Source organism: Parabacteroides leei, assembly GCF_023369805.1.
Taxonomy (GTDB): domain Bacteria; phylum Bacteroidota; class Bacteroidia; order Bacteroidales; family Tannerellaceae; genus Parabacteroides; species Parabacteroides leei.
Genome location: NZ_JAMBQG010000002.1, coordinates 399,637 through 422,869 on the forward strand (window position 1 = coordinate 399,637; position 23,233 = coordinate 422,869).

A 23,233-nucleotide genomic window follows, 5' to 3' on the forward strand; every position below is an offset into this window, starting at 1 on the left:
AATAAATAAACCCCGCCGGATCGATATCCGGCGGGGTTTATTCGTTTTAGGCTATACCTTATTTCTTCGATAAATTCTCCAGGAATAAATCCATCATCCGTTTAGCTGCGACAAACGAACTGATCTCGTTGTTCAACACCTGTTGCTCTGTCGGTATCAGCATGCCTTCAACGGCCGGATTATGATAGAACGTTTCACGTAATGTGTCGTTGATACTTTCATACATCCAGTACTTTGCCTGTTCATTCCGTTTGTAATTGAAGTAGCCGTTTTTCTTGGTAAACTCCATGTATTCGCCTACCATATCCCATATTTCCTTGATTCCGATGTTGTAATAACCTGAGTAGGTCAATACTTTGGGGAACCATCCGGAATCTGCGGGCGGGAAAAGATGCAGGGCATTTCTGAACTGTGCAGCGGCCAGGTTCGCTTTGTCGATGTTATCGCCATCTGCTTTATTGATAATGATACCGTCTGCCATCTCCATGATACCGCGTTTGATACCTTGCAGTTCGTCCCCTGTTCCTGCCAGCTGGATAAGCAGGAAGAAGTCGACCATTGAATGTACGGCCGTTTCGCTTTGTCCGACACCAACCGTTTCTACGAATACGGTATCGAAGCCGGCAGCCTCACACAAAACGATCGTTTCACGTGTTTTACGTGCCACACCACCCAGCGAGCCAGCCGATGGCGAAGGGCGGATGAACGCATCCTTTTCGCGTGATAAAGCTTCCATACGGGTCTTATCCCCCAGGATACTACCTTTGGAGCGTTCGCTACTCGGGTCGATGGCCAGTACAGCCAACTTACGTCCTTCTTTGATCAGATGCATACCGAATGCGTCGATAGAGGTACTCTTTCCTGCACCGGGTACTCCGGTAATACCGATACGAACCGATTTACCGGCAAAAGGAAGACATTTTTCGATGATTTCCTGAGCTAATTGTTGATGCTCGTATTTAGCACTTTCAACCAAGGTCACTGCCTGGCTGAGGATGGTTATATTTCCTTTCAGTATCCCTTCTACAAATTCGGAAGGGGTATATGCTTTACGTTGAGGTCTTTTGAGATACGGGTTTACAGTCGGTACGTCGGCTACTCCCTTGTTTACCTTTAATCCTCTGTAAAGATCGTCGTTTTCGGGATGTTCCATGTTTAATTGACAATTTATTATTTCTCAGCTGTTACTTTTATAAGGCGAACAGGGCCATTCGGGTCATTGCATACCACATTGATAAGCGCTTCCAGTTTTGTCTTGATTTCTCGTGGACGAACCGAAATCTTATAAGTAGCAGTCGTTCCCGGTTTAATTTCTTTTTTGCCTCCGGAGATATCTACCAATTCATTATCGCAGCTGATGCTGTGGATAAGAAGCGGCGACTTTCCGGTATTGGTAATGTCGACAGTTCCGGTCACTTTACCTCCGATCAGAGGAATAAAACTACCTTTCTCCGGTAATTTCCCGAAGTCGAGTAAAGTACCCGATAGCTGTGCAACAGGAGCCTGCGCCTTCTCTGCAGCCGATAACTTTCCAAAGTTATCAATAATATTGGCTGCTACGTGCACTTTTCCTGAAATTTCTTTTTGTCCTATGCTTTCAACCGTTAAAGGTATCTCAGTTGTAACCCGTCCTTTTCTTTTGGTCGCTTTGGCATCCATCAATAAAGTAATTTCGCCGACTTCATCCGGAGCCAATTGGACTGGACGAATTTCTACGGTCAGGAAGTTGGGAACTTTACCCTGATGGATCGTAAGAGTTGTTTTTCCTTCGTTCTTCACACTGATCTTCTCCCCTAATGTTTCATCCGGACGGATACTGCTGTACAGAACCGTTTTGGTCTGCATCTTCAGGTCGCCGATGGAATAAGGGTAAATAAATGTAGGCTGAAGTGGTTTCGGTGTTACGTTTCCTTTGATAGCCAGCGTATAGCTGCCTTTTTTACCATTGCTGAATATGGAGATCGTTTTGTAGAACGGGCCAGGACGTCCTTTGGGATTATAGGTCACTTTTACGTTTCCGGTCTTTCCCGGGGCGATAGGTTCTTTTGTCCATTCCGGTTGTGTACAGCCACAGGAAGCAGTTATACGAGTGATGACCAGCGGACCGTCCCCCGTATTTTTAATAACAAAAGTATGACTGGCCAATCCATCCGCTTCGGCGATAGTACCGAAGTTGTAGGTCAGTTCGTCTGCACTTATCTGAGCTCCGTTCTGTGCCGCTATATTAGCTGTTATCAGGAATATGCAGCATAGAATAAAGCCCAGTCTTTTCATATTCAGCATTCTTTGTTTTTAGTTTAGCTTGTTGTAAATTAAATTACCTCTCCCCGTATGGTCAGGATGTAACTTCCGGTTTTACCGTTGCTGTAAACTGAGATCGTTTTAGAGAACGGTCCGGGACGTCCTTTCGGATCGTATGTTATTTTAATATCTCCGGTCTGACCGGGAGCGATCGGCTCTTTTGTCCATTCAGGGGTTGTACATCCGCAGGAAGCGATTACGCGAGTGATTACCAGCGGAGCTTCGCCTGTATTTTTAACTACAAATGTAGTGGATACCTTTCCATCGGCTTCTTTAATTTGTGCAAAGTCGTGAGAAGTTTGTTCAGCAGAAATAACTGCTTTTTTCTGAGCAGAAGCCATTCCTGTAGCAAGCAGGATTGCCATAAAAATAAAAATAATCTGTTTCATTTTACTTTTTATTTAGCTATTGTTTATTTTACAAAGATAGAGATTTAGAATGGAAAATCGGGAATTGAAGGTCTAAATTTACAATCGGCGGATAGACTGTTTGTCTGTCTGTTATGATATTCAATCTCTCATTTTCAATTCCCGACTTTCGATGTTTACTTAACCAGGATTGTCTCGCTTTCCGTATGCGAAACAAATTCGGGAGCGTACAGGCATTGAATTGTACTGATTCCACCTGCATATTCTCCAGTACGTGTTACGTAAACCGGATATTCGATAACGAAAGTTCCTGCCGGCAGACGGTTAAAGAAGAAGTTCTCCGATACGTCTGTCGGTGACTGGTAATACATTACTCCGTCTCTGAATTTTGTTCCGGAAATCTGGTCGGCCGGTTCGAAACATCCTGCCCGCAAGTCTTTCAGGAATACATAATCCATTTCACGATCCGTGCGGATAGTCAGGCGTACTACCACTTTGTCGCCTATGCGAAGTTTACCGTCGGTTACCGGCTGTATCTGCAGGCCGGTGCCACTGTTGCTTTCGATGAACAATTTCTTTTCAACGTTGAGTACACCCTTCTGTTTTTCTACTTTATTTATATTTTCGAAGTACTGTTCGTAAACGGCTCCCCAGGCAGGTGCATTTCCTTCCTTTCGGATGGAAACGGAATTGCTTCCGGAAGAAATTTCTTTTCCGTCCAGTACAACCTTCAGATAACCTGTTGCCGTTTCACCTTCGGCTGTGTTGTAGGTTTTACCTCCCCAGTCGACGGTGCAGGTATTGTTATCATTCAGCCAGTCGTTTCCGGTCAATAATAGGGCGTAGATCGCATTCTGTGTTGCAGGAACCGACTCCCAGTTCTGAGTACGTTTCTGGTTCAATAGCCATTGCTTCATACGGTCGGTATCTTTAGAGTCCGGCGATAAAGTATTGAATACTTTCATCAACAGGCAGTGCGTATCTATCGGGGAGATAAAGAAACCGTTCTCTCTCCGGTTGTTCGCCCAATACATGCCCTGCTCGGTAGAGACGGTAGCCGTTTTACGCAACCAGGCTAGGATTTCGCTGGCCACTTCCTTTTTACCGTTCCGGTACATCAATAGGGCAATTTCTCCTTTACCGTAAAGGTTCTGTTTATTCCATGTTTTTTCAGCCTGTGTCGTGTAGAAACGAATAGCTTCGCGGGCATCACCCTGTTCAGGAATATCCCTGTAAGAACTACGTACGAATAAGAATTCCAGTTGCAATGAGTTCGGTGAACTGGCCTGCCACTTTTTATCGACTTGTTGCAGACGTTCGTAATCCGATTGCATCTGTTTGTCCAGATACCTGAGTGCCTTCATCTGCATCTCTTTTTCTTCTTGTCCGTATTGAACGGCACCCAGCTCTACCAGTTGCGACATTCCTTTCAGGATATGCAGTGTGATCTCGCGGCTGGGATAGAAACCTTTGAACCAGCCCCATGAGCCGTCTTCATTCTGTTGTTTCAACAGCTGTTGCAAAGCCAGTTCGCGTTGCTGGGCAGCACGGTTCAGATCGAACAATAAGGATAACCGTTGTTTCTGTTCTGTTTCGTTGTCGGCAGCCAGTACCCACGGCGTTTCTTGAAGCAGGATATTTTTCAGTTCCTGGTTCTTTTCCAGGTTTGAATACAGGGTTGAAGCTGTTCCTCCCTGGGCCTTCCACTGGCTGATCACTTTCTGTATGCGCGGATTGGCTGTAGCGATATAGTTAGCCAGTGTGTTGCTGTAATACGAAGCGAACCATGAAATGATATTGTCGTTTGCCGGCTGCGTTAATGTCGGCAGGGCCTGTACGGCATACCAGATCGGGTTGGCTGTCAGTTCCAGTGTCATACTGAACGGCTTACGGGTTCCGGTGGATTGATTGCCGGATACCCGGATCTGCTTTTCGCTTTCTCCCATCAGGTAGAACGGCGTACTTTCCGTAACAAGCAGCAGGTTCGACAGCACCGGGATCAGGTGTTGTTCGCCATCGCTGCCTGAATCCGAGTCGGCTACTATACGGATTCCGATCAGGTTGGTTGTTTCCGGCACGCGGAATGTCCATGAAGCTGTCGTAATACTGTCGGCTGCCAGTGTGAATGTTTTCTGCGATTTGCTCAGGCAGATCACCGGCTGGTCGGTTGCCGGATCAAACAGTTCCAGTTTCACCCGTCCGGTGATGGACTCTTTCGAATTGTTTATCACTTGTGTGCTGACGGAAACTTCATCCCCCTGACGCATAAAACGCGGGAGATTCGGCACAACCATCAACGGCTTACTGCTGATCACTTCTTTTGTCAACAGACCGTATTTCATATCGGATGTGTTAGCCACAGCCTGGAACTTCCAGGTTGTATTGCTTTCAGGTAAAGTGAATTGCAACTCTATATCACCTTCTTTGTTCGTCAAGAGGGAAGGATAGAAGAAGGCTGTTTCATTAAAGTTCTCCCTTACCTGCAACATTGTTTCCTGCGGTGTATCGGCTGCGCCTTCATCCGCTTTCCGCGACTGTGAAATAACTGCATTTTCTTCCAGTACACCTCCGGTTATCGTTGCGGCATCATCCGATGCATATTCAACAGCCATAGATTCTGCTATCATCGGGGCGGCCGACGATTTCATCATGATACCTCCGCCATAAGCTCTACGGTTTCTGAAATCCATAATACCCTGCCAGTTCAAACGGTCATACTGATAATCAGGTATATTAATACGATCAGGCCTTCCGGCATCGTACATCATTTTCTGATCCATACCGGTTCCTGCATTAAAGAATGGAATGTTCAGGTAAACGGAACGTTGCGGATTAAAGTACCAGTTGAACGGTAAAATCTTATCCAGTGAAGCGTCGTACATGCTTGCCAGTACCTCTGCACTAACGGGAACGGAATCTGCATCCAGTATGCGGAATTTCCAGGTTTCCTGGCTACCCGGCAGCAGACGGTCGCGGAAGGTCGTCGGTTTTATAGTCAGACGACGATCCGGTTGCCGGCGTTTGATCTGCGACTGGGTGGTGTACAACTTTCCGTTCTTTACGAAGGTGAAGCTGGCAACAATACCTTTTCCATAGTTTTCCAGGAATGGGATACGGAAAAGATGGTTCTCGTTATTTAATACCAGGCGTTTACGTGAAATACATTTGCCATCCTGATACAATTCATAAAGGACATGAGCCTCTTTGTCGGATGTACCGAACAGTATATTGGCTTCTTCTCCCGGCAGGCAATCGGTCTTCTCATTCAATAACCATAGATGTGTGAATACCGGTGGTCGTTTATCTTGCAGACTATATAAGATAAAGTCCTGTTGTGCAGTGGCTGGACGACCTTTTGAATCTTTAGCTTCCAGTTTGATACGATAACGACCGGCAGCCAGTTTTTTGAATGCCTCTTTATCGATGGCCTGTCCTGAAACGAATTTACCGGCTTCGACCTGCTGTTCTTCTTTATATTCTTCTTGTCCGTAGAGGGTCTCTGTTCCTTTATCACTTAATTTATAGATTGTATAAGTACCCTCGATAGTTAGTTTCTCCCCGTTCAGGGTCTGTGCCGATACGATTGCATTAATAGAATCCTTGTCTATTTGTGAAGGGATATCGGTATTCAGGACGATGCTGGTTTCTCCGACTGAGAACGTATAGGTTGCTTCCTGTGTCTCTCCGTTGCTGTCGGTCAGGGTTGCTGTTACGATGTAGCTCTGATAAGGGAAGAAGCTGTATCCGTTTGTCGATTTCTCCGGACGGAATTTGAAGGAGAACGTACCATCGTTGTCGATTGTTGTGGTACCTTCTGCCACCTGTTCGTTCGTGTTACCTCCAAAATAACCACGCATCCAGAAAGGCTGCTTGTTAATGCGGTAAGTCACTTCTCCGCTTTGCAGGGAAACGCCGGAGAAAGTCTTTGCTTTCCCTTCGATCGTCACCTGGTCGCCGAAAGAAATATCTCCTTTGATAGGTAATAGCTCGACAAAGAAAGTCGGGCGTTTGTATTCTTCCACACGTACGGTGGTGCTGGTATACTCTGTGGAAAGGGTGAACATTCCGCTAAGTGTCTGCTGAGGTAATGTAAACTCACCGTTGAAAGAACCGAATTTGTCGGTCTTCAACTCTTTGGTAGCCACTTCTTTCCAATTGGCATCCCGTAAAGTGATCTTATAGGTTTCTCCTTCCACGGCGTATGGTGTTTCTGTATCGTTGACATAAGCTATACCTTTAAAATAAAGATTTTGTCCCGGACGATACAATCCCCGGTCGGTGAATAAAGCCAATTGCGGACGGGCTTTTGTTTTATTTTGAATGATCTGTCCGCCCGGATAAACAAGCGTCAGCATTGAAGAAATATCTTCCCGGTGTGTAGCCTGATAACCCATCAGTTCGCTTTGGCGGGGAAGAATGGCTAATCCGTCACGGTCTGTTTTCACTGTTCCCAGCTTTTGCAGGTTGCTGCGTTTTCCGGAATAGTAAACGACGGCGGCATCGCTTACCGGCTTTCCGCTCAGGTAGTCTGTCACCAGCACTTCAGTGGAACTGTTGGGCATATTACGTGAAACAGTAGCCAGGCGGCTTACGCTGAACAGGTTGTTGGTCTTTATCTGCGTACCGGGCACCGTAATGATACATTCGTACAACCCCATATCTCTCATCGGGATAACAAGGCTTGTGTCAGACTCTGTGTATGTGTTGGGCTGTGATAAAGAGAAAGTGACCTCTTTAACAAGTGCACCGAGTGCCTGGCTGGTATCTTTTACATTATAATAGGTTGTCTGGAGAGGTGTTTTCAGACTTTTGTATATACTAACGGTGATCTTTGGAATATTCCTGTAATTCACTTTCAGGTTCAGTTCTTTTCCCGGATAGACTGTATTCTCCGTATTGACGCGTAACAATGGATTTTGCATTTCCGCCAACCGGTTCTTTAGTAGGCCGATCCGTTCGTAATTCGGGAAACGGGCAATTGTTTCCTTGCAAATATTGTATTCTATTGTATTGAGGGAATCCTGTTTTGCCGGATTGTTATAGTCGCCGGCAGACGTCAGTGCATTTAACCGGGCGGCAACGATTTCTACCGAGTAATCCTTTTCGGCATACACTTTCTGCAAGCTATCGAGGGCAGCCTGGTAGGGGACTCTGTCCTTTTCCTGATAAAGGGAAGGGTATTTGAACGACAGGTAATCAAGGGTGGTAAGTACCACTGCCTTTTTATCCGGTTGCGTATTCAGATAAGCGATCAGTTCTTCGTATATCTCTGTCGAGGGAGCAATATCCAGGGCACGGAATGCCAGGAAATCATACAGGGTAGGGCGAAGGGCCGGAGTATCTTTCCCCGTCTCAAGGATTGCCTTGAATTCGGATACCTGTGTTTGCTTCAACAGGTCGGCCGGTTGCAGCGAAGCATTTAGTTCCTCTTTGATCTTTTGGGTGAAAAGATTGGAAGTCCATTCGCGGATATCTTCCGGAACGTAACCGACCAGGTCGGTCCGCTGGTTAATCTTCCACCGGTTCTGTATGTAATAGCGGTTGTACATTTCTGCCACCATCGAATGGAGTACGGCTGTCGAGGCCGGATCTTTGCATTCGGCTGCATAGTTTTCCACTTCTTTAATAAGTGCAGGGAAGTTGTCCTCGTTCACTTCGAGTTGCTCTTTCATCCGGCTGATCAAAGCTTTAATCAGTTGCGGTGTGTTCTTACCTTGAATGGCTTCGGTAATCATTTTGCTTTCATTTTTCGATTGTGCCGCTGTTGTATACATGATAGTTGCCGACAAACAGCAGAGTATCAATGCGGAAACAATAATAGCTTTTATCTTCATATCTGTAATGGGTTTACATGTTAAACAACGTTCTTTGCTATATAGATACAAAGAAAGGGTAAAAAGATGTAAACTTATTGTTAATAAGGTGTAATAGTTGAGGCGAGGGAAACACCGGATGATAGTTCAGTTTATATTTTGTTTTTCTGAAAACAACTATCATACTATCATCTTTTTGAAATAAAACACTGTTTGTTAGGTGGTTATATAATGATAGTTGTACTTTTATACTGTCATTCATCTATCATAAACTATCATATTCCTATTTGAAAACCCAACGGGTTACCTCCTGTTTTCGATAAGTATAGGACTTATTTTCAATAAGATAACGACTTATTCTTTTTGAGATCCGGGTCTCGGTCGGTTTGAGATCCGGGTGTGAGCATCGTCAACATCCGGGTCTAAAAAGGGGCAAAACCGGGGTCTCGGATACTATTGGTAAGCATTTTCGTGAAAAAAGGAGAGGAGCTGTCGAAAAAAGTCAGGGAGGATACAAAAATAGCCAAGGGTAAATCATGATAGTGTGTCAAAAGTGCCGGATTGAGACTTTTGACACACTGTATTGTTATTTCTTACGGTGATAAGTAAGGAACGTATACGGATAAGCATGTTTTGCGTCAGCCGGGAATTCCTGGCGTTCCACTTCTTCCCACATATCCCAGTTTACCACAGGGAAGAATGTGTCGGCATCCTTAAACTCTCCATGTACGCGTGTGATGTACATCTTATCTGCTATACGCAATGCCTGGCGATAAACCAATGCACCACCCAGAATGAATATTTCTTCTTCTTTTTCGCAGATATCTAATGCTGTACCCATTGATTCGCAAGCGAAACAATTTACAAATCCTGCTTCCGGCAAAGTAGTCAGGACTACATTTTTGCGGTTGGGAAGCGGTCCTTTCGGCAATGACTCGAATGTCTTACGTCCCATGATCACGGCATGTCCTGTCGTCAAATCTTTAAAACGTCTCATATCGGCTGGCAAACGCCACAACAACTTATTGTTTTTACCGATAGCGTTGTTTTCTGCTATGGCAGCAATGATTGAAATTGTACTCATAAACTTATCGATTTATATAGTCTGTTTATATTCTATTACTAGTTACCTAACCCCTCAGACCGCCACTTCTCCTTTGATGTGCGGATGCGGGTCGTAACCGGTCAGATTGAAGTCTTCGTATTTAAAGTCGAAGATACTTTTTACATCCGGATTGATCTCCATCCGGGGAAGAGGACGCGGCTCACGGGTAAGCTGCAACTTTACCTGTTCGAGATGATTACTGTATATATGCGCATCACCCAGCGTATGAACGAAATCACCGGCAATAAGTCCTGTGGCTTGTGCCATCATTTGTAAAAGTAAAGCGTAGGAAGCGATGTTAAAAGGAACGCCGAGGAATATATCGGCACTGCGCTGATACATTTGCAGACTCAGGCGTCCGTTCGCTACATAAAATTGAAAGAAAGCATGACATGGCGGAAGGTTCATGTTGTCGAGGTCGCCCACATTCCAGGCACTGACAATGATCCTCCGTGAGTCGGGATTGTGTTTGATCGTCTCGACGGCTTCGTTGATCTGGTCGATAGAACCGCCTTTGTAGTCCGGCCACGACCGCCACTGGAATCCGTAGATATGTCCCAGGTTCCCGTCGGCATCAGCCCATTCATTCCAGATACGTACACCGTGATCCTGTAGATACTTTGCATTCGTATCCCCTTGTAAGAACCAGAGCAGTTCGTATATGATAGACTTCAGATGTAGCTTCTTTGTCGTAAGGAGAGGAAATCCTTCTTCCAGATTGAATCGCATTTGATGGCCAAAAATACTTAGTGTACCCGTTCCTGTGCGGTCTTCTTTTTTGACTCCTTCGGCTAATACGCGATCTAGCAATTCTAAATACTGTTTCATTTTTATCTTTCTAGTAGAATACAAAAGTACGAAAGGGATTTGTATTAAACAACAGGTAATTTGTAAAACGATCTGTTTCAGCCTGCTGGTGGTTTGAAATTGAAAGGGTGTGAAGGCTATGATTATATAAATCCTATAAATATTAAAATATTAGGCCGGAGGGATAAGCTAATTTTGGAGATGAATTTATTAATATTAAAGTACAGGTACGTTATAATAAGGCCTTTTCAATCTCTGGTTGTATCTGGCTTTTCTCCTATTTAACAAATAGCCCTGGTTTTATGTATTGCTTGATAATTATCTGATATGCTGTGGTTTGGACTGACTAAAAAAAACGTTCCTTTTTTTCGTTCAGCAAAAATACGCATTCCTTTCGAACCTGCAACCCTTTTCAGAACTTTTTTCACTTTTCTATCTGCTTTCTTATCAATACGATATGGAAACAGGGACAAAATAGCCACTTCTTGTTACAAAAGTAAAAGAATCTTAAACGAATGACTAGAAAAAAGGAACGTTTTAGCTCGTCAAATCGGCAATCGGCGTGTAAAAAGGATGCCGATATACAGGCGTTTAACAGTTCCGTTAAAATGCTTTTTTCTTGTGTCCTACGGGGTTAGGCGGTTGAAATAAGCGGAGAGAGGCTAAATGAGATCAAAATAATCAATTTGAGTATAGATCATAATTTTATTAATTAAATGTTTTACGTATGAGAAAAAGTACTTTGGTAAAAGGCGGGTCGGCCGCTCTTTTATGTGCTATGGCCTTTTATGGCTTGTCTCCGATGCTGAATGCAGCAGATCCGGACTATGCCAATATTAAGGCTAAGTGGTATGAAACAGTGAACACTGAAGGTGCGTGGAATGATGAAGGAGGCCTTATTGATGGCTCGATTCATTTGAAACCGATCGACAAGGTGAACGTTCACGATCATTGGGAAGCTAATTCGACTTCTTTTGGCAACTATGAGTCGATGATCGACTTTACAAAGATGGATGCAGGTTTGATGAATGGTGCTTTTGTGACCTTCTTTAATCTGGATGCAAGCGATGGTTCTAACTATCTGAAGCCTTTCACCGGAAAGTATCTGGAGATGGCTTATTCGGATATTAAGAATCACGAAGAGATGAACACCGCCGAATATCTGAAGTTCACAGATGACAAAGGTAATACCGGATTGGGTATTTATCAGAACCAGACGGCCAGTTCACGTGTAGATTTCCTATATAGCACAAAAGGCTTGACAGGTGTTGAAAGCGTTGAAATGGATATTCGTGCTTTTGGTAATACAGACCTGGTAAACCGTAAGATCGACTGGACATATGACGTATATGTTTATGATCTGTCTGGAGAATTTGTGGGTCAGATGGTTAGCGACCGTGCAGTTTTCACTGCCAGCAATCATGAAGTGGCTACAGCCCATACACATCATATTAAAGCGCATGTATCTGACGCCGATAATACGAATCCTAATTCATGGCAGCAGGGATCTTTGGACAACAAGATGATTATTGTTATGTTCAGAGGTGCTAAATCGGTTGCAGATGATGCAGTAGAATCTACAGGTTCAAAGAACACAGAGCCGTTGACAGTGTTCACAAATGCAAGATTGGCGTTCAATCGTCCGAGCGTTGCTTTCGGTGCTGCAAATGCAAAGATATTTGAAGCTGGTGCCGGACGTAATACTTCTTGTGCGACCGATACATTGACAACAACAGTAGATCTGTGGAATACATTGTATAAGAACAGTAAGTCAAACAATGTGTATACTGCAACCTTCAGCGGTGTATCTCGTGACTTACTTTGTACAGTAGATGAAACTCAGGCTCCAAAAGAAGAACTGGCATACTACGAATTAAACGTTGAGTATCCGTTTATCGCTGAAAAGATGGAAATATCAAAAGAAGCTAATCTGGCAGAAGTTGCAGGTTGGGTTTCTTTGGATGAGATGTTTGATGACGGTAAGATCGGTAGAAAAGGTACACCGGGTGTAGATAAGAAAATTACTTATCTGATCCCTCGTGAATTCTTCGTTCAGACAGATGCTACCGACGATCGCGATTGCAAATCAAGCGCTCGTTTCACTTATTACTTTGCTCCTCAAGAAGTAAAAGCATTTGAAAAATCTAACTATATCTGGTCTACTATCACAGCTGAAGCTTCAGATACAGCTCGTTATGCACTTCAGGCTACTTCTGTTCCTGAATATAACGAATTGAACGATCTGTTCTTCGACGAATATCTGGATTTCAAGACTGCAAAAGTTAGCTTCAAGAACTTGCCTTATTTCAACTCATTCGACAACGGTCGTACAATGGATGAACTGCATTATGGTGAATTATTGCTGGTTAACCAGACAAAAGCTCCCAGACATTCAACCGGTCGTTATGATGACGATGTGAATATCAAGGGGTGGAAGATTGTCTTCATTAATGATCAGAATAAGAAAGACTCTACTTATGTACCGGGTCGTTATCTTCCGATGACAGTTCAGGGACATAGCTATACTGACTATGCTTCATGGTTGGAAGAACATGGTTGTCCTGATTGCTATATTGAAGATGAACCGGAAGAAATCGGTTCTTATGCAACAGTAAAAGTAATCGACTGCTCAGGTAATATCTACCCGAACATCGTTAGCGTTAATGCTATCTTCAAATATCACCGTGGTGATGTAAACATCGGTGACGACGAGTCTAAATATGTAAATGAAACATATACTATCAATCCGGCTCTGACTTACGATGCTTCTATCGCAAGATATTTTGAAAATGACGACGTATTGAGTGGTACAACTTATACTTATACCGGTCAGAATCTGATGGATAAGGTAGGTGGTGCAGTTTATTCAGGTCCGATCAAGATCTTCGGTAACAATACATTCGTATGGTTCCAGGATACTGACCAGTCTCTGTTAAGCCACGCTATGGGCGTTCTTAGCTCTGAATTCCTGAAATATTTCGAACGTATCGACCGCAAAGATTTCTTCTTCGCTCCTTACGACGAATGGGATAACTACAAATATGAGTCAAGACCTCACACTGTTAAGATCTTCGCAACAGGTTTGAAACCTGATGTTGCTGGTGGTACGGTTGCTTCTATCAAGGTATTCAAAGAAAAGTTCTCTAAAACTGAAAGCCTTGACGATGCAGTTTATCATACAAATGCGTTCATGTTCACAGGTGCAAGCCTCGATTTTGCAAAAGTATATGTGAAGAAAGGTAATCAGGAAAAACCGATCGAAGAATACGACGGATACCAGTGGGGTAAATTTATCGGTATGAGCACAGGTGATACTTTGATTTATAAAGTTGACCTGGATAACGACTACGCTGTACAGTACTTGGAAGAAAACGGTCTTGATATGACTGTTAAATATGTACCTTACAACGACGTGAACCTGCTTCCGATCGCTAAAGAATATTGGGATTATTGCTGCTTCGAAGGTACTCCTAACGTATTCAACCACGTAGCTCAGTTCGGTGTAACTACATCCAACAAGAAGGGCTGGAACGAGTTCTATACATTCGGTACTACCGACAGAGGTTTGACTACAACAATGAATGCAGATAAGATCATCGGTTCATATACAAGCTTCTATTCATTCCTGACTCAGCAGTTCGGTTCATGCAACGATTGTGGTGGTGGCAATCCTCCGGCACAATATAGTACTTCAATTGGTAGCTCCGGCGACAACTGGGTTCCTGCTCCTAACCTGATCTATAACGAAATCTTCCGTAAGGATTACAAGACTCGTTATGTAAATACTTGCTATCCGGTACGCGACGGTCAGTTCATCATCTCCGGTTTGAACATTGTTGATCCGGTTGATATGGATGTATTCTCTAACAAGAAAGGTGCTTTCAATTATGAAGTAACAGTTCTTGCCGACCTCAATGGCCAACCTTATGGTAAAGTTGATACGGTAGGTACGACAGTTCAGATCTCTCCGAACAAATACGGTGAAGTATTGGCTCTTGTTTCTGCTAAGTTCGATCCGAAAGATCGCGATGGCATTGCAATGACTATTGATACAATCACAAGTGGCTCTGAAAAGGGTATGTGGGCTCGCTACTATGCGAAAGACTCTATCCGTCTGGCTCCGCAACAGCATGCTTCTGACGTTGAAAGATGGAATCGCGTATACTTCTTCGACCTGGATGATTACAAACACATTCTGTCATTCGAAGATGAAAAGTGGAAGAAATTCGGTATCTGGGCTCCTTACGGTGTTAATATTACCGATACGCTGACTGCTTCTATCAAGGGTGACGTGAAAGTTCCTGAAGTATGGTATAGCTCTGACGCTGCTGGTAAGAACAAGATCGATGCATTCCAGTTCGGTGTTGTAAATGGTGGCGCTTCTAAAGACTCGGTATTCTATATCCAGGGTCGTGACCTGCCTCATTACGGTACTACTGTAAATGATACGGATCCTAAGGTAGAACAGGAAATCAATGTATTGAGCACTTCTGACTTGTTCACATTCGGAACAAACAAAGCTAAAGAAGTGAAACTGTTCATCCGCGAAAAATCTATGGAACTGGCTGCTACGGCTGCTGATGCTCCTTACGAATTCAAGGGTGCTGAAGGTGACTTGGTGAACAATGTTCTTCGTGGGGACGTAGCTGCTAAGATCGCTGTTCGTGCAACTCCGAACGTAGAAGATCTGTGTGACGTAGAAAATGCACTGTCTCTGTCAGCTGTATGTGACGTTCAGAAGAATCTGCCGTTGGCATTCACTGCCGGTCTGGAAAAACCATATATCAAAGATATGGAACCGGGCGACGTAGGTGGTAGCGACGCTCGTATTAAGTGGACAGCCACTCCGGGTGCTCAGTACTATCAGGTTGCCGTAGGTCGCTTCACTCCGAAGTTCACTTCTGAAGACGTATTTATGTCTGAAGTTCGTGCTGACGATGCAAGCAAGACTATCTGGGTTGAATTGTTCAACGCAACAGGAGATGTTATCCACCGTGATAATAAAGTTAACTACTGGTTGGAAGTAACTAAAGAATATACTGATGCTGCAGGTAAACCTCAGAAAGAGGTAACTAAGGTAAGTGTAGACAACTTCGAACTGCAAGGTAATACGCAACCGATCGACAGAAACTGGGGGTATGCTCCGATTGCCCACCAGATGGACAACATGGATCTGACAACAGACATCACGAAACCGGTTAAATATACAATCCGCTTGATGGAAGGATTCCAGACAGACGAACACCAGATCGACATTTATCTGTTCGATACTCCTGCAACATGGATGGTTAGAAAGCCTGTTAACGGTATGCCTATCAACGGTGGTGCATTTAACACAGGTGACTGGAGAACTGAAGTAGGTTCATTGCCTATGGCATATTACGAATGGCAGGATGATGTCAATTTCGACGGTGAAGAATCGTTCAAGGTTGCTGCAACATCCACATCGATAGCTGTTCATAACTTGATCCCGCAGACAGCTTACACTGCACGTGTTCGTGCATTCAATGAGTGTGTCGGTGGTGAAGAAATGATTCCGTCAGAAGACTTCTATGACTTCGCTACATCTAAGACTGCTACCTCTACTGGTGATATCTACTTCGATGACGCAGAAGAAGTGGGCGTATCCAACGAATCTATCAATACAACTGCTGTAACAGTTCTGGGTGGCCAGGGTAAGGTAACGATCCTGAATGCTGCTAACAAGAAAATTGTCATCAGCAATGTATTAGGTCAGACTATTGCCAACTCAGTAGTTACTTCCGACAATGTTACATTCGACGCTCCTGTTGGAATCGTAGTTGTAACAATCGAAGGTGAAACAGCTGTTAAGGCAGTCGTTAAGTGAGACAATGAATAACTATTGATATAAAGAAGTTTATAATCAATAATTTCTAATAACCGCGTGGCGGATGTAGAGACGTTGCTTGCAGCGTCTCTACCTAATACCAATTAACCTGCGAAGGCGAAAAGGCGGGTATTAATACTAAAGTAATGAAATATAAATTCTTCCGCCTTAGCTCTGTGAAGAATGAAAGCGGATACAAACCCTGGCGGAGTTTTCTTTTGTCAGGGTTTGTATTATGTTTTATACAGACTTGATTATAAGCACTTACTGTCTATTGATTGAAGTATTAACTAATTAAAAAAATTGCGCATGAACAAAGTATACTTAATCGATGTGAGTAGGCGACTACTTATATTCGTTCTATTATTGGGAGGGTATATCACACAAGCAGTTGCAGCAGACATTTATGTCCCCGTGAAAGATGTCCTGTCGGTTTATGAAGGAACCAGTGACGCAAATGCAGAACAACTAAAAGCCCATATCCAAAGTTTATTGCAGGAAGTTGTTGACCTTAGTGATCAGACAGCGACAATATCCGATGTTACTATCAGAGGAGCAGGTGGCGATCAGACCGGCGATTTAGTGGCCGGTAGCTATAACTACACTTTCAAAGTAACTTCTAGCAGTACTGTTACATTAAATTTTGAACGGGCGATCGGAACAGGGAATATTAACCCTGCCACTCTTTTCGGCATACTTGATCATGAGTCGGTTGTCGTAACAAATGCTATCGAGATCAAAGCCCGTCAGACTGTCGGTAATCTGAATTTTCCGGCAAACTGGGGTAATTATGTGTATGGAACGCCTGTCAGTGACCTGAATACCAAAATACAGGTATCAGGTATGTCCGGAGTATCATTAACTGATGCTTCGGTTTTCCTGGTTAAAGACGGTGTGGAAACACTATATACAGGCAATAATAGTCTGGAAGCGGGAGAATATGACGTAGTACTTACGTTCCCGCCGACTGAACAGTTTGCCTATTCTCCCTCTCTGAGTAACTGTACCCAACAAGCTATCGGCTCTTACATTTCTACAGCAAAGTTGAAAGTAAAAGAGAAACCGATCAATAATACCGTATTCCCTGTATTTGCAGAAGGTGTAGGCGGCCTTGGCAAGATGGCTGCAAACACGAATCTGAACAGGGCGAAGAATCAGATCAATAACAACATTAATCCTTCCGACTTTATCTCTGAGATAAAGATCTATTCCGATGCCAATTTCAGCAATGAAGTAACAGCGGGCAAACTGGCCCCTGGAGTTGTATACAGCTATCGCGTCGTGCTTCTGCCGAATTATGGTAAAGGAAATAATGTGTCGGCCAGTGTTGGAGGTAAAACGATCAACTTCAATACAGCACAGCATAGTTATGATATCGTAAATGCAATTTCGGTTGAGAAGAATACGTTGGCAGTAAAATTGCCGGACTTCATTTCCAGCCCGATCCGTATCGGCGACTATAGCGATAATGCTGCGATGGCAACGATGCTGAAACAACTGATCCTGGATATCAATCCGGATATGGTCGACCAGAACCTTGTTCCGAAGGTGGATATCACCGACGGTACGGTTTCTTCTTCTATGCCGGACAATAGCCTATTGGGTTACAAGGTCGCTGTACAAGGTGATCTGACAAAGACCGATTTGAATTTTGTAACGAATGGTAGTGTAGCGTCTACAAACCTGACTGTCAACGGTAATGTTTGTACGTTCAAGAATTCACTGCTGTTCGTAACTACATTGCCTACAACCCATTCTTTGGCTTATCCTGGCAACTATCAGATCGACTACGAAAAAGATATGCTTCCGAATGCGGTTATCCGCCGTATCAAGAGCGACGTACTGGTTCGTAATGCAGGTGTATTAGGAAATGAAACATTCGTTGTTCGCCTGATCAATAATGACCTGAGCAATAAGAATGCGATAACTGAAACAGATGATTCGTTCGGCTATAAGATCATTATCACCAAGAGTGCTACTTTGCAGGAAATAGAAACACCGGCCGACCAACGGATCAACGTGGTTGATAAAGGTACGACTATTGAAATCACTTACTCGAGAAGTATCGCTATCGTTCCTCGTCCGACTATCGACTTCACATTCGGCGAATATACCGTTCAATATGTGAAAGGATTGACGCGTACACAAGTAGCAGATAAAGTACGAGACTTCATCTATCTGGCAAATCCGTTTATTGCAGAGTATATAACTAATGTACAGATCACCAATAACCGGATCACGGAAAATATGGGTACGGCTACTTACCGGGTAACGTTAAGTTCTGACCTGGATGTTCTCTTCTCGGAAGTAACCGTGAACGGACAGCCGCATAGTTCGACAACATTTGAAGGTACTGTAAACATCACTCCGCGTCCGATCGCAAAAGTGAAACTTTATAAGTATGAGTTCAAGAAAGATGGTGCATCCAACGATATGATCGAAAAAGCGATCCTGGCTGACCTGCTTTTGAAGAACCCGGATATGAAGGGGGCCTATATCTCCAGCGTAACATTAGTTCCTGCCATCGGCAGAGATCTTTATTCGTATACTGTCGTATTCAATCCGAATGACAATATCCGGAAGATCGAAGTATCTAATGAAGACGGAGGTCTAATCATTCCGATAGAATTATTCGGTTATACAACGGCTACTTACCTTCGCTCGGTACGATTAACCGACAACGGTCAGTCGCTGGCGGAATACCCGCTTCCGATCAATGTGCAACTGCCTCTGTGGGAACGTCCGTTCGGACAGACTGCCGACGAGTATGCACAAGACTTGTTGAATGATTTCAGACTGACTCCGGGTGCAGACCGCGTAACGGTTCCTGACCTGAATAACTGGGGTGTGAAAACATATCTGATCAACAACGAAACTTCTACGGGAGATGTTCCGGTGCGTATTGCCGGTGAAAGTTATCCGCAGGTATCCGACCTGTATGGTTACGAAGTGGTTGCAGGTGCTAATACCCAGTTCTCTGAATACTATACATTAAATTATACGGCACCATCCAGCATTCACCTGACCAGGAACGGTAACGATGTGATTGCCAAATTGGCTCTCCGTATAGTAAAAGCAAAACGTACGCTTATTTTACCGGAAGTGAATGTCACTTACAATGACATCAATACGAAAGTAGCTTTACTTGACTCCGTAAAGAAAGCAGTACTCGAAGATCCGGCTAATGTAGAATTCTTCGAACTGGTAGCTAAGACAGGTGTTAAACCTTTGAGGAGCTTTACAGTTACTATCAATAATATAGAAGAAGAAGGAACAACCGTTGCCAAGACTTATACTTATTCGGTAGCATTCATTCAAAAGGTAACGGATAATATCGAAATAAGAGAAACAGGTCCGAAGACATTGGTTGTCGGTCAGGCTCCGGTTGTCTTTACATTCCCGACAGATATTACATATCGTTATGGAAAACGTAAAGTGGCTATCGAAGCTGACATCCTCAGTCAGTTCCTAGCGGCTAACGAAGGTTTGTTAAGCGCATATACTTGTTTCGAAAATCCGGCGGACCTGTTCAAGGTGATGTTGACTAATGCTGATTGTTCAGCTGAAGAAACAGAAACGTTGCCGAAGAACGGTGATTACGGTTACAGAGTAGATGTACTTGATCCGAACCTGTTGTCGAACTTCCTGCTTGACAACCAATTCGGCAGTAACTTCCATAATGTACAGAACTCTGTTCAGATCGGTCAGCGTAAACTGACTATCACACTGCCTACTTATCTGGCCGCTACAGCCGAAGAAGAAACAGCCGCGAAAGCTGCATTTACATTCGGTAAAGCGACAAAGGCAGAGATCGAGCAGATGATCTACGATGATATCGTTGCATTGAATGGTGCGAAGATCAAGAGTGATTATACATTGGTAGTCAGCCTGGTTGCTACCAAGGCGCAATTGGATAAGAATAATCCTGTAATTGGCGACTACAACTATACCGTTGAACTGACCTCAGCCGATTATACTTTCGTTTATCAGATCGAAGGTGCTGAAGTGACTGACGGACCGGGTATGGATGTCGTTACTGCTGTCAACGCAGTGAAGGTGGTTGCTCCGGGTGTCGTTGTGATATTCAGCGAAGAAAAACTCGAAGGTGTCTGGACGATCGTAGCCGGTAAGCCGGTATATGAACTGACCAACCTGACACTGGCAAGTGATGATTATGGATTTACTCTGATCTCTATTAAGGAAGATCCGGAGAATCCGACACCGGCCATGACGTCTGCACGTTGGAACCAGTTGTTTAAGAACAATAAGTTACATTGGGCACTGTACCGCAACAATAAACTTCAGTTCCACGGTAATACATTGAACAGTGTCCTGGTCGACTCTGTAAAGAACAATGTAACCCAGGGTAATTATAAACTTCGTATCGTAGATGCTTCGACATTGAAAGCGGCTATCGGTAACTTCGAAATCCAGTTGGATGCTGACCTGGCTAACCTGAAGGTGACTCCGGCAACAGTAGAAGTGAAAGCGGCTAAAGATGCTTATACAAAAGTATATGGCACAGTCGTTACTAAAGATGCCGACCTGAATGCGAAACTTGTATTTGCAACAGAACCGAAGCTGAATGCAGCTAAACTGCTGGCAGAAAAGAATGTGATCGACTTGTTTGAAACGGTATATCCGCTCGATACAGACGTTTATGAAGCAACTGCCCCGATAGGCGACTACCAGATCCGTGCAATCGATGCAATGGTGAAAGAACTGTTTACTCCGGTTATCGGTGTTAAGTTTGCAGCAAGTGAAACGGAGGCTGAAGTAACTGTTACTCCGGCTCCGCTGACGGCAACCGACTTAACGGTTAAAGTATCCGTTACACGCGAATATGGCGAAGAGGCAACAGATGCCGATGTATATGCAGAAGTTTCCGGCAACTTATCCGAAGCCTTCCAGGCTGAGATTACCCAATTGCTGAATGCAGATAAAGTAAACCGTACAAGCTGGCTCGACCTGTCGGGCGTAAACAAGAAGACAGACGTCGGTACATACGAGTTACGCTTTACATCTTCGGCTGCTGCCCGGATCGCAGCCCTGCTTCCGAACTTCGATATCTCCGCTGCTACGCTTATTAATGCAGGCCTGACGGTAACGCCGGCTCCGCTGACCGTACGTGCGAAGAGCTATAACCGTCCTTACGGTGGTGGTAACCCGGATCTTGAAATCGAATACATCGGTTTGAAGAATAATGAATATGAAAACCTGGCGGATGTATTCTCTGTGATGCCGAAGATCGCGACAGATGCGAAATCCGACTCACGTGGTACATACGATATCTACTTCGCGGTAAAAGGGGAAGCACGTAATTATACGGTAACTCACGAAAACGGAACCTTGTCGATCGATAAGATCCGCCGTACAATCATTTGGCCGGAAGATCAGCGCAACCTGGTAATCCCGGTAGGTGAAACAGTTGAATTATCAGCCTACCTGAAATCGGAAGCCGACGGCAAACCGTCTATCTATGATATCCGTTACGAACTGTCGGGCAACGATCGCGAACGCGTGATCCTGTCTGAAACAGCAAGAGGCATTTATGCTGTAACCGGTAATGTACGTACGGAAGGAGACAACTATGTGACCATCACAGTCTTTGCCGATGGCGATGATACCTACGAAGATGCAACACCTGTAACTGGAACGATCAAAGTAATCGCTCCGGAAGGTGATGCTGCCAAAGTAAATGTAATTGTTTCTAATGTAACCAGCATTTACGACAGCAACCCGAGAGCAGTAAGCGTGAAGGTAACCGACGTGGAAACTGGTGAGGCTGTGAAAGACTTCAGCATCTATTACGAAGGTGACCAAATGGGTTCTGTTCCGACCCTGTATCCGTCTACCCAGGATGCTCCGACAGATGCCGGTGTATATATTGTAACGGTGAAGGCTACGCTCGGTTCTGTCACTTATTCTTACACAGCTAAGAACAAGATGGTGATCGCTCCGAAGCCGGTTGTGGTAACAGCCCGCAGCTTCAATATCCGGTACGGTAATGAACAGCCCGCTTACGTGAATGCATACGATTATAATAAGAGTGACTTCCTGAACGGCGAAGACTTCCTGGTTGGCCAGGCTCCGGTTGTCCGTCTGATAGCATACAACGGTAAAGCCGGTTCATATAAGCTGACTCCGTATTCTGCTCAGGACTTCGGTCGTAACTATGTGATTACTTATGTGTCCGGACTGTTGAATGTTAGTAAAGCTGCCGTGACTATCCAGGCTGATAACAAAGAAACAGTTTATGGTAAGGATCTGGAAGAACTGACCTACACGGCTACCGGCTTCGTGAATGGTGAAACGCTGAAAGACCTCGGTTTTGCTCCGCGTATCAGTTCGACTGTAACACGTACATCGGATGCAGGTGTTTACCCGATCACTTTCTCTGATAATTATACATCTGATAACTATGAAGTCTCTTACGTAGACGGTAAATACAACTTGCAGGCTGCTTCACAGAAGATCAGCTGGAGCCCGGAAACTACAATAGATGTAGAAGGTGGTGATGTGGTTCTTACGGCTACTGCTTCAAGTAAACTTCCTGTTACTTTCAATTCGTCTAACGACGCAGTTGCTTATGTAAACCAGATTGGTGACGCATGGATACTGACTCCGGTTACTTCCGGTACGGTAACGGTTACAGCTATGCAGCATGGTAATAAAAACTACAACGCTGCTGAACCTGTGGTGATAACATTCCTTGTGGATGATGAATATCTCTCGGTAGGCAATGAAAACCTAGTCGTTGCAGACCGGATCGATGTATATCCGAGACTGTTTACCAACACTGTCACAGTTGCTGCTCCGTCTGAAATCAAGCAGGTTGAACTGCTGTCGATGAACGGAACATTACAGACAGTTATTCGCAAACCGGGATCTGTTATTGATCTGTCGACATTTGGATCAGGCATCTATCTGCTCAATGTAACATTGGAAGACGGAACCTTCAAATCAGTGAAGATCATTAAGAAGTAACCTG

General features: G+C 44.2%; 8 protein-coding genes. 2 read left to right on the forward strand and 6 right to left on the reverse strand.

Features of this window, described 5'->3' with window-relative positions; genetic code table 11:
• Window positions 1-58 precede the first annotated feature (58 nt).
• The 6 genes from meaB to M1P97_RS05390 all read right to left on the reverse strand — a co-directional run bounded on the left by meaB (window position 59) and on the right by M1P97_RS05390 (window position 10,415).
• Window positions 59-1,153, reverse strand: a complete 1,095-nt coding sequence (gene meaB, locus M1P97_RS05365) for a methylmalonyl Co-A mutase-associated GTPase MeaB (protein ID WP_195370795.1) — start codon at window positions 1,151-1,153, stop codon at window positions 59-61.
• Window positions 1,154-1,170: 17 nt separating this feature from the next.
• Window positions 1,171-2,283 carry a DUF1573 domain-containing protein gene (locus tag M1P97_RS05370; protein ID WP_317242342.1) on the reverse strand — a complete coding sequence of 371 codons (1,113 nt, stop codon included), beginning with the start codon at window positions 2,281-2,283 and terminating at the stop codon, window positions 1,171-1,173.
• Between the two features lie 29 nt (window positions 2,284-2,312).
• Window positions 2,313-2,690, reverse strand: a complete 378-nt coding sequence (locus tag M1P97_RS05375; protein WP_075556133.1) for a DUF1573 domain-containing protein — start codon at window positions 2,688-2,690, stop codon at window positions 2,313-2,315.
• A 155-nt stretch (window positions 2,691-2,845) separates the two neighbouring features.
• Entirely contained in the window at window positions 2,846-8,503 is a 5,658-nt protein-coding gene (locus M1P97_RS05380) for an alpha-2-macroglobulin family protein (protein ID WP_249388568.1), read from the reverse strand.
• Window positions 8,504-9,068: 565 nt separating this feature from the next.
• Entirely contained in the window at window positions 9,069-9,566 is a 498-nt protein-coding gene (locus tag M1P97_RS05385) for a dihydrofolate reductase (RefSeq protein WP_195370801.1), read from the reverse strand.
• A 54-nt stretch (window positions 9,567-9,620) separates the two neighbouring features.
• Window positions 9,621-10,415: a thymidylate synthase gene (locus M1P97_RS05390; RefSeq protein ID WP_195370803.1), complete on the reverse strand. Its 795-nt coding sequence runs from the start codon at window positions 10,413-10,415 to the stop codon at window positions 9,621-9,623.
• A 706-nt stretch (window positions 10,416-11,121) separates the two neighbouring features.
• On the opposite strand from M1P97_RS05390, the gene M1P97_RS05395 reads away from it, so the two are divergent.
• Window positions 11,122-16,242: a DUF6383 domain-containing protein gene (locus M1P97_RS05395; RefSeq protein WP_249388569.1), complete on the forward strand. Its 5,121-nt coding sequence runs from the start codon at window positions 11,122-11,124 to the stop codon at window positions 16,240-16,242.
• 309 nt (window positions 16,243-16,551) lie between these two features.
• Window positions 16,552-23,229, forward strand: a complete 6,678-nt coding sequence (locus M1P97_RS05400) for an MBG domain-containing protein (RefSeq protein ID WP_249388570.1) — start codon at window positions 16,552-16,554, stop codon at window positions 23,227-23,229.
• Window positions 23,230-23,233 lie beyond the last annotated feature (4 nt).

Excerpts from the sequence above, each read along its gene's own strand:
- M1P97_RS05390 (WP_195370803.1), bottom strand. The coding sequence starts at position 10,415 with ATGAAACAGTATTTAGAATTGCTAGATCGCGTATTAGCCGAAGGAGTC.
- M1P97_RS05370 (WP_317242342.1), bottom strand. The coding sequence starts at position 2,283 with ATGCTGAATATGAAAAGACTGGGCTTTATTCTATGCTGCATATTCCTG.
- meaB (WP_195370795.1), bottom strand. The coding sequence starts at position 1,153 with ATGGAACATCCCGAAAACGACGATCTTTACAGAGGATTAAAGGTAAAC.
- M1P97_RS05375 (WP_075556133.1), bottom strand. The coding sequence starts at position 2,690 with ATGAAACAGATTATTTTTATTTTTATGGCAATCCTGCTTGCTACAGGA.
- M1P97_RS05380 (WP_249388568.1), bottom strand. The coding sequence starts at position 8,503 with ATGAAGATAAAAGCTATTATTGTTTCCGCATTGATACTCTGCTGTTTG.
- M1P97_RS05385 (WP_195370801.1), bottom strand. The coding sequence starts at position 9,566 with ATGAGTACAATTTCAATCATTGCTGCCATAGCAGAAAACAACGCTATC.
- M1P97_RS05395 (WP_249388569.1), top strand. The coding sequence starts at position 11,122 with ATGAGAAAAAGTACTTTGGTAAAAGGCGGGTCGGCCGCTCTTTTATGT.
- M1P97_RS05400 (WP_249388570.1), top strand. The coding sequence starts at position 16,552 with ATGAACAAAGTATACTTAATCGATGTGAGTAGGCGACTACTTATATTC.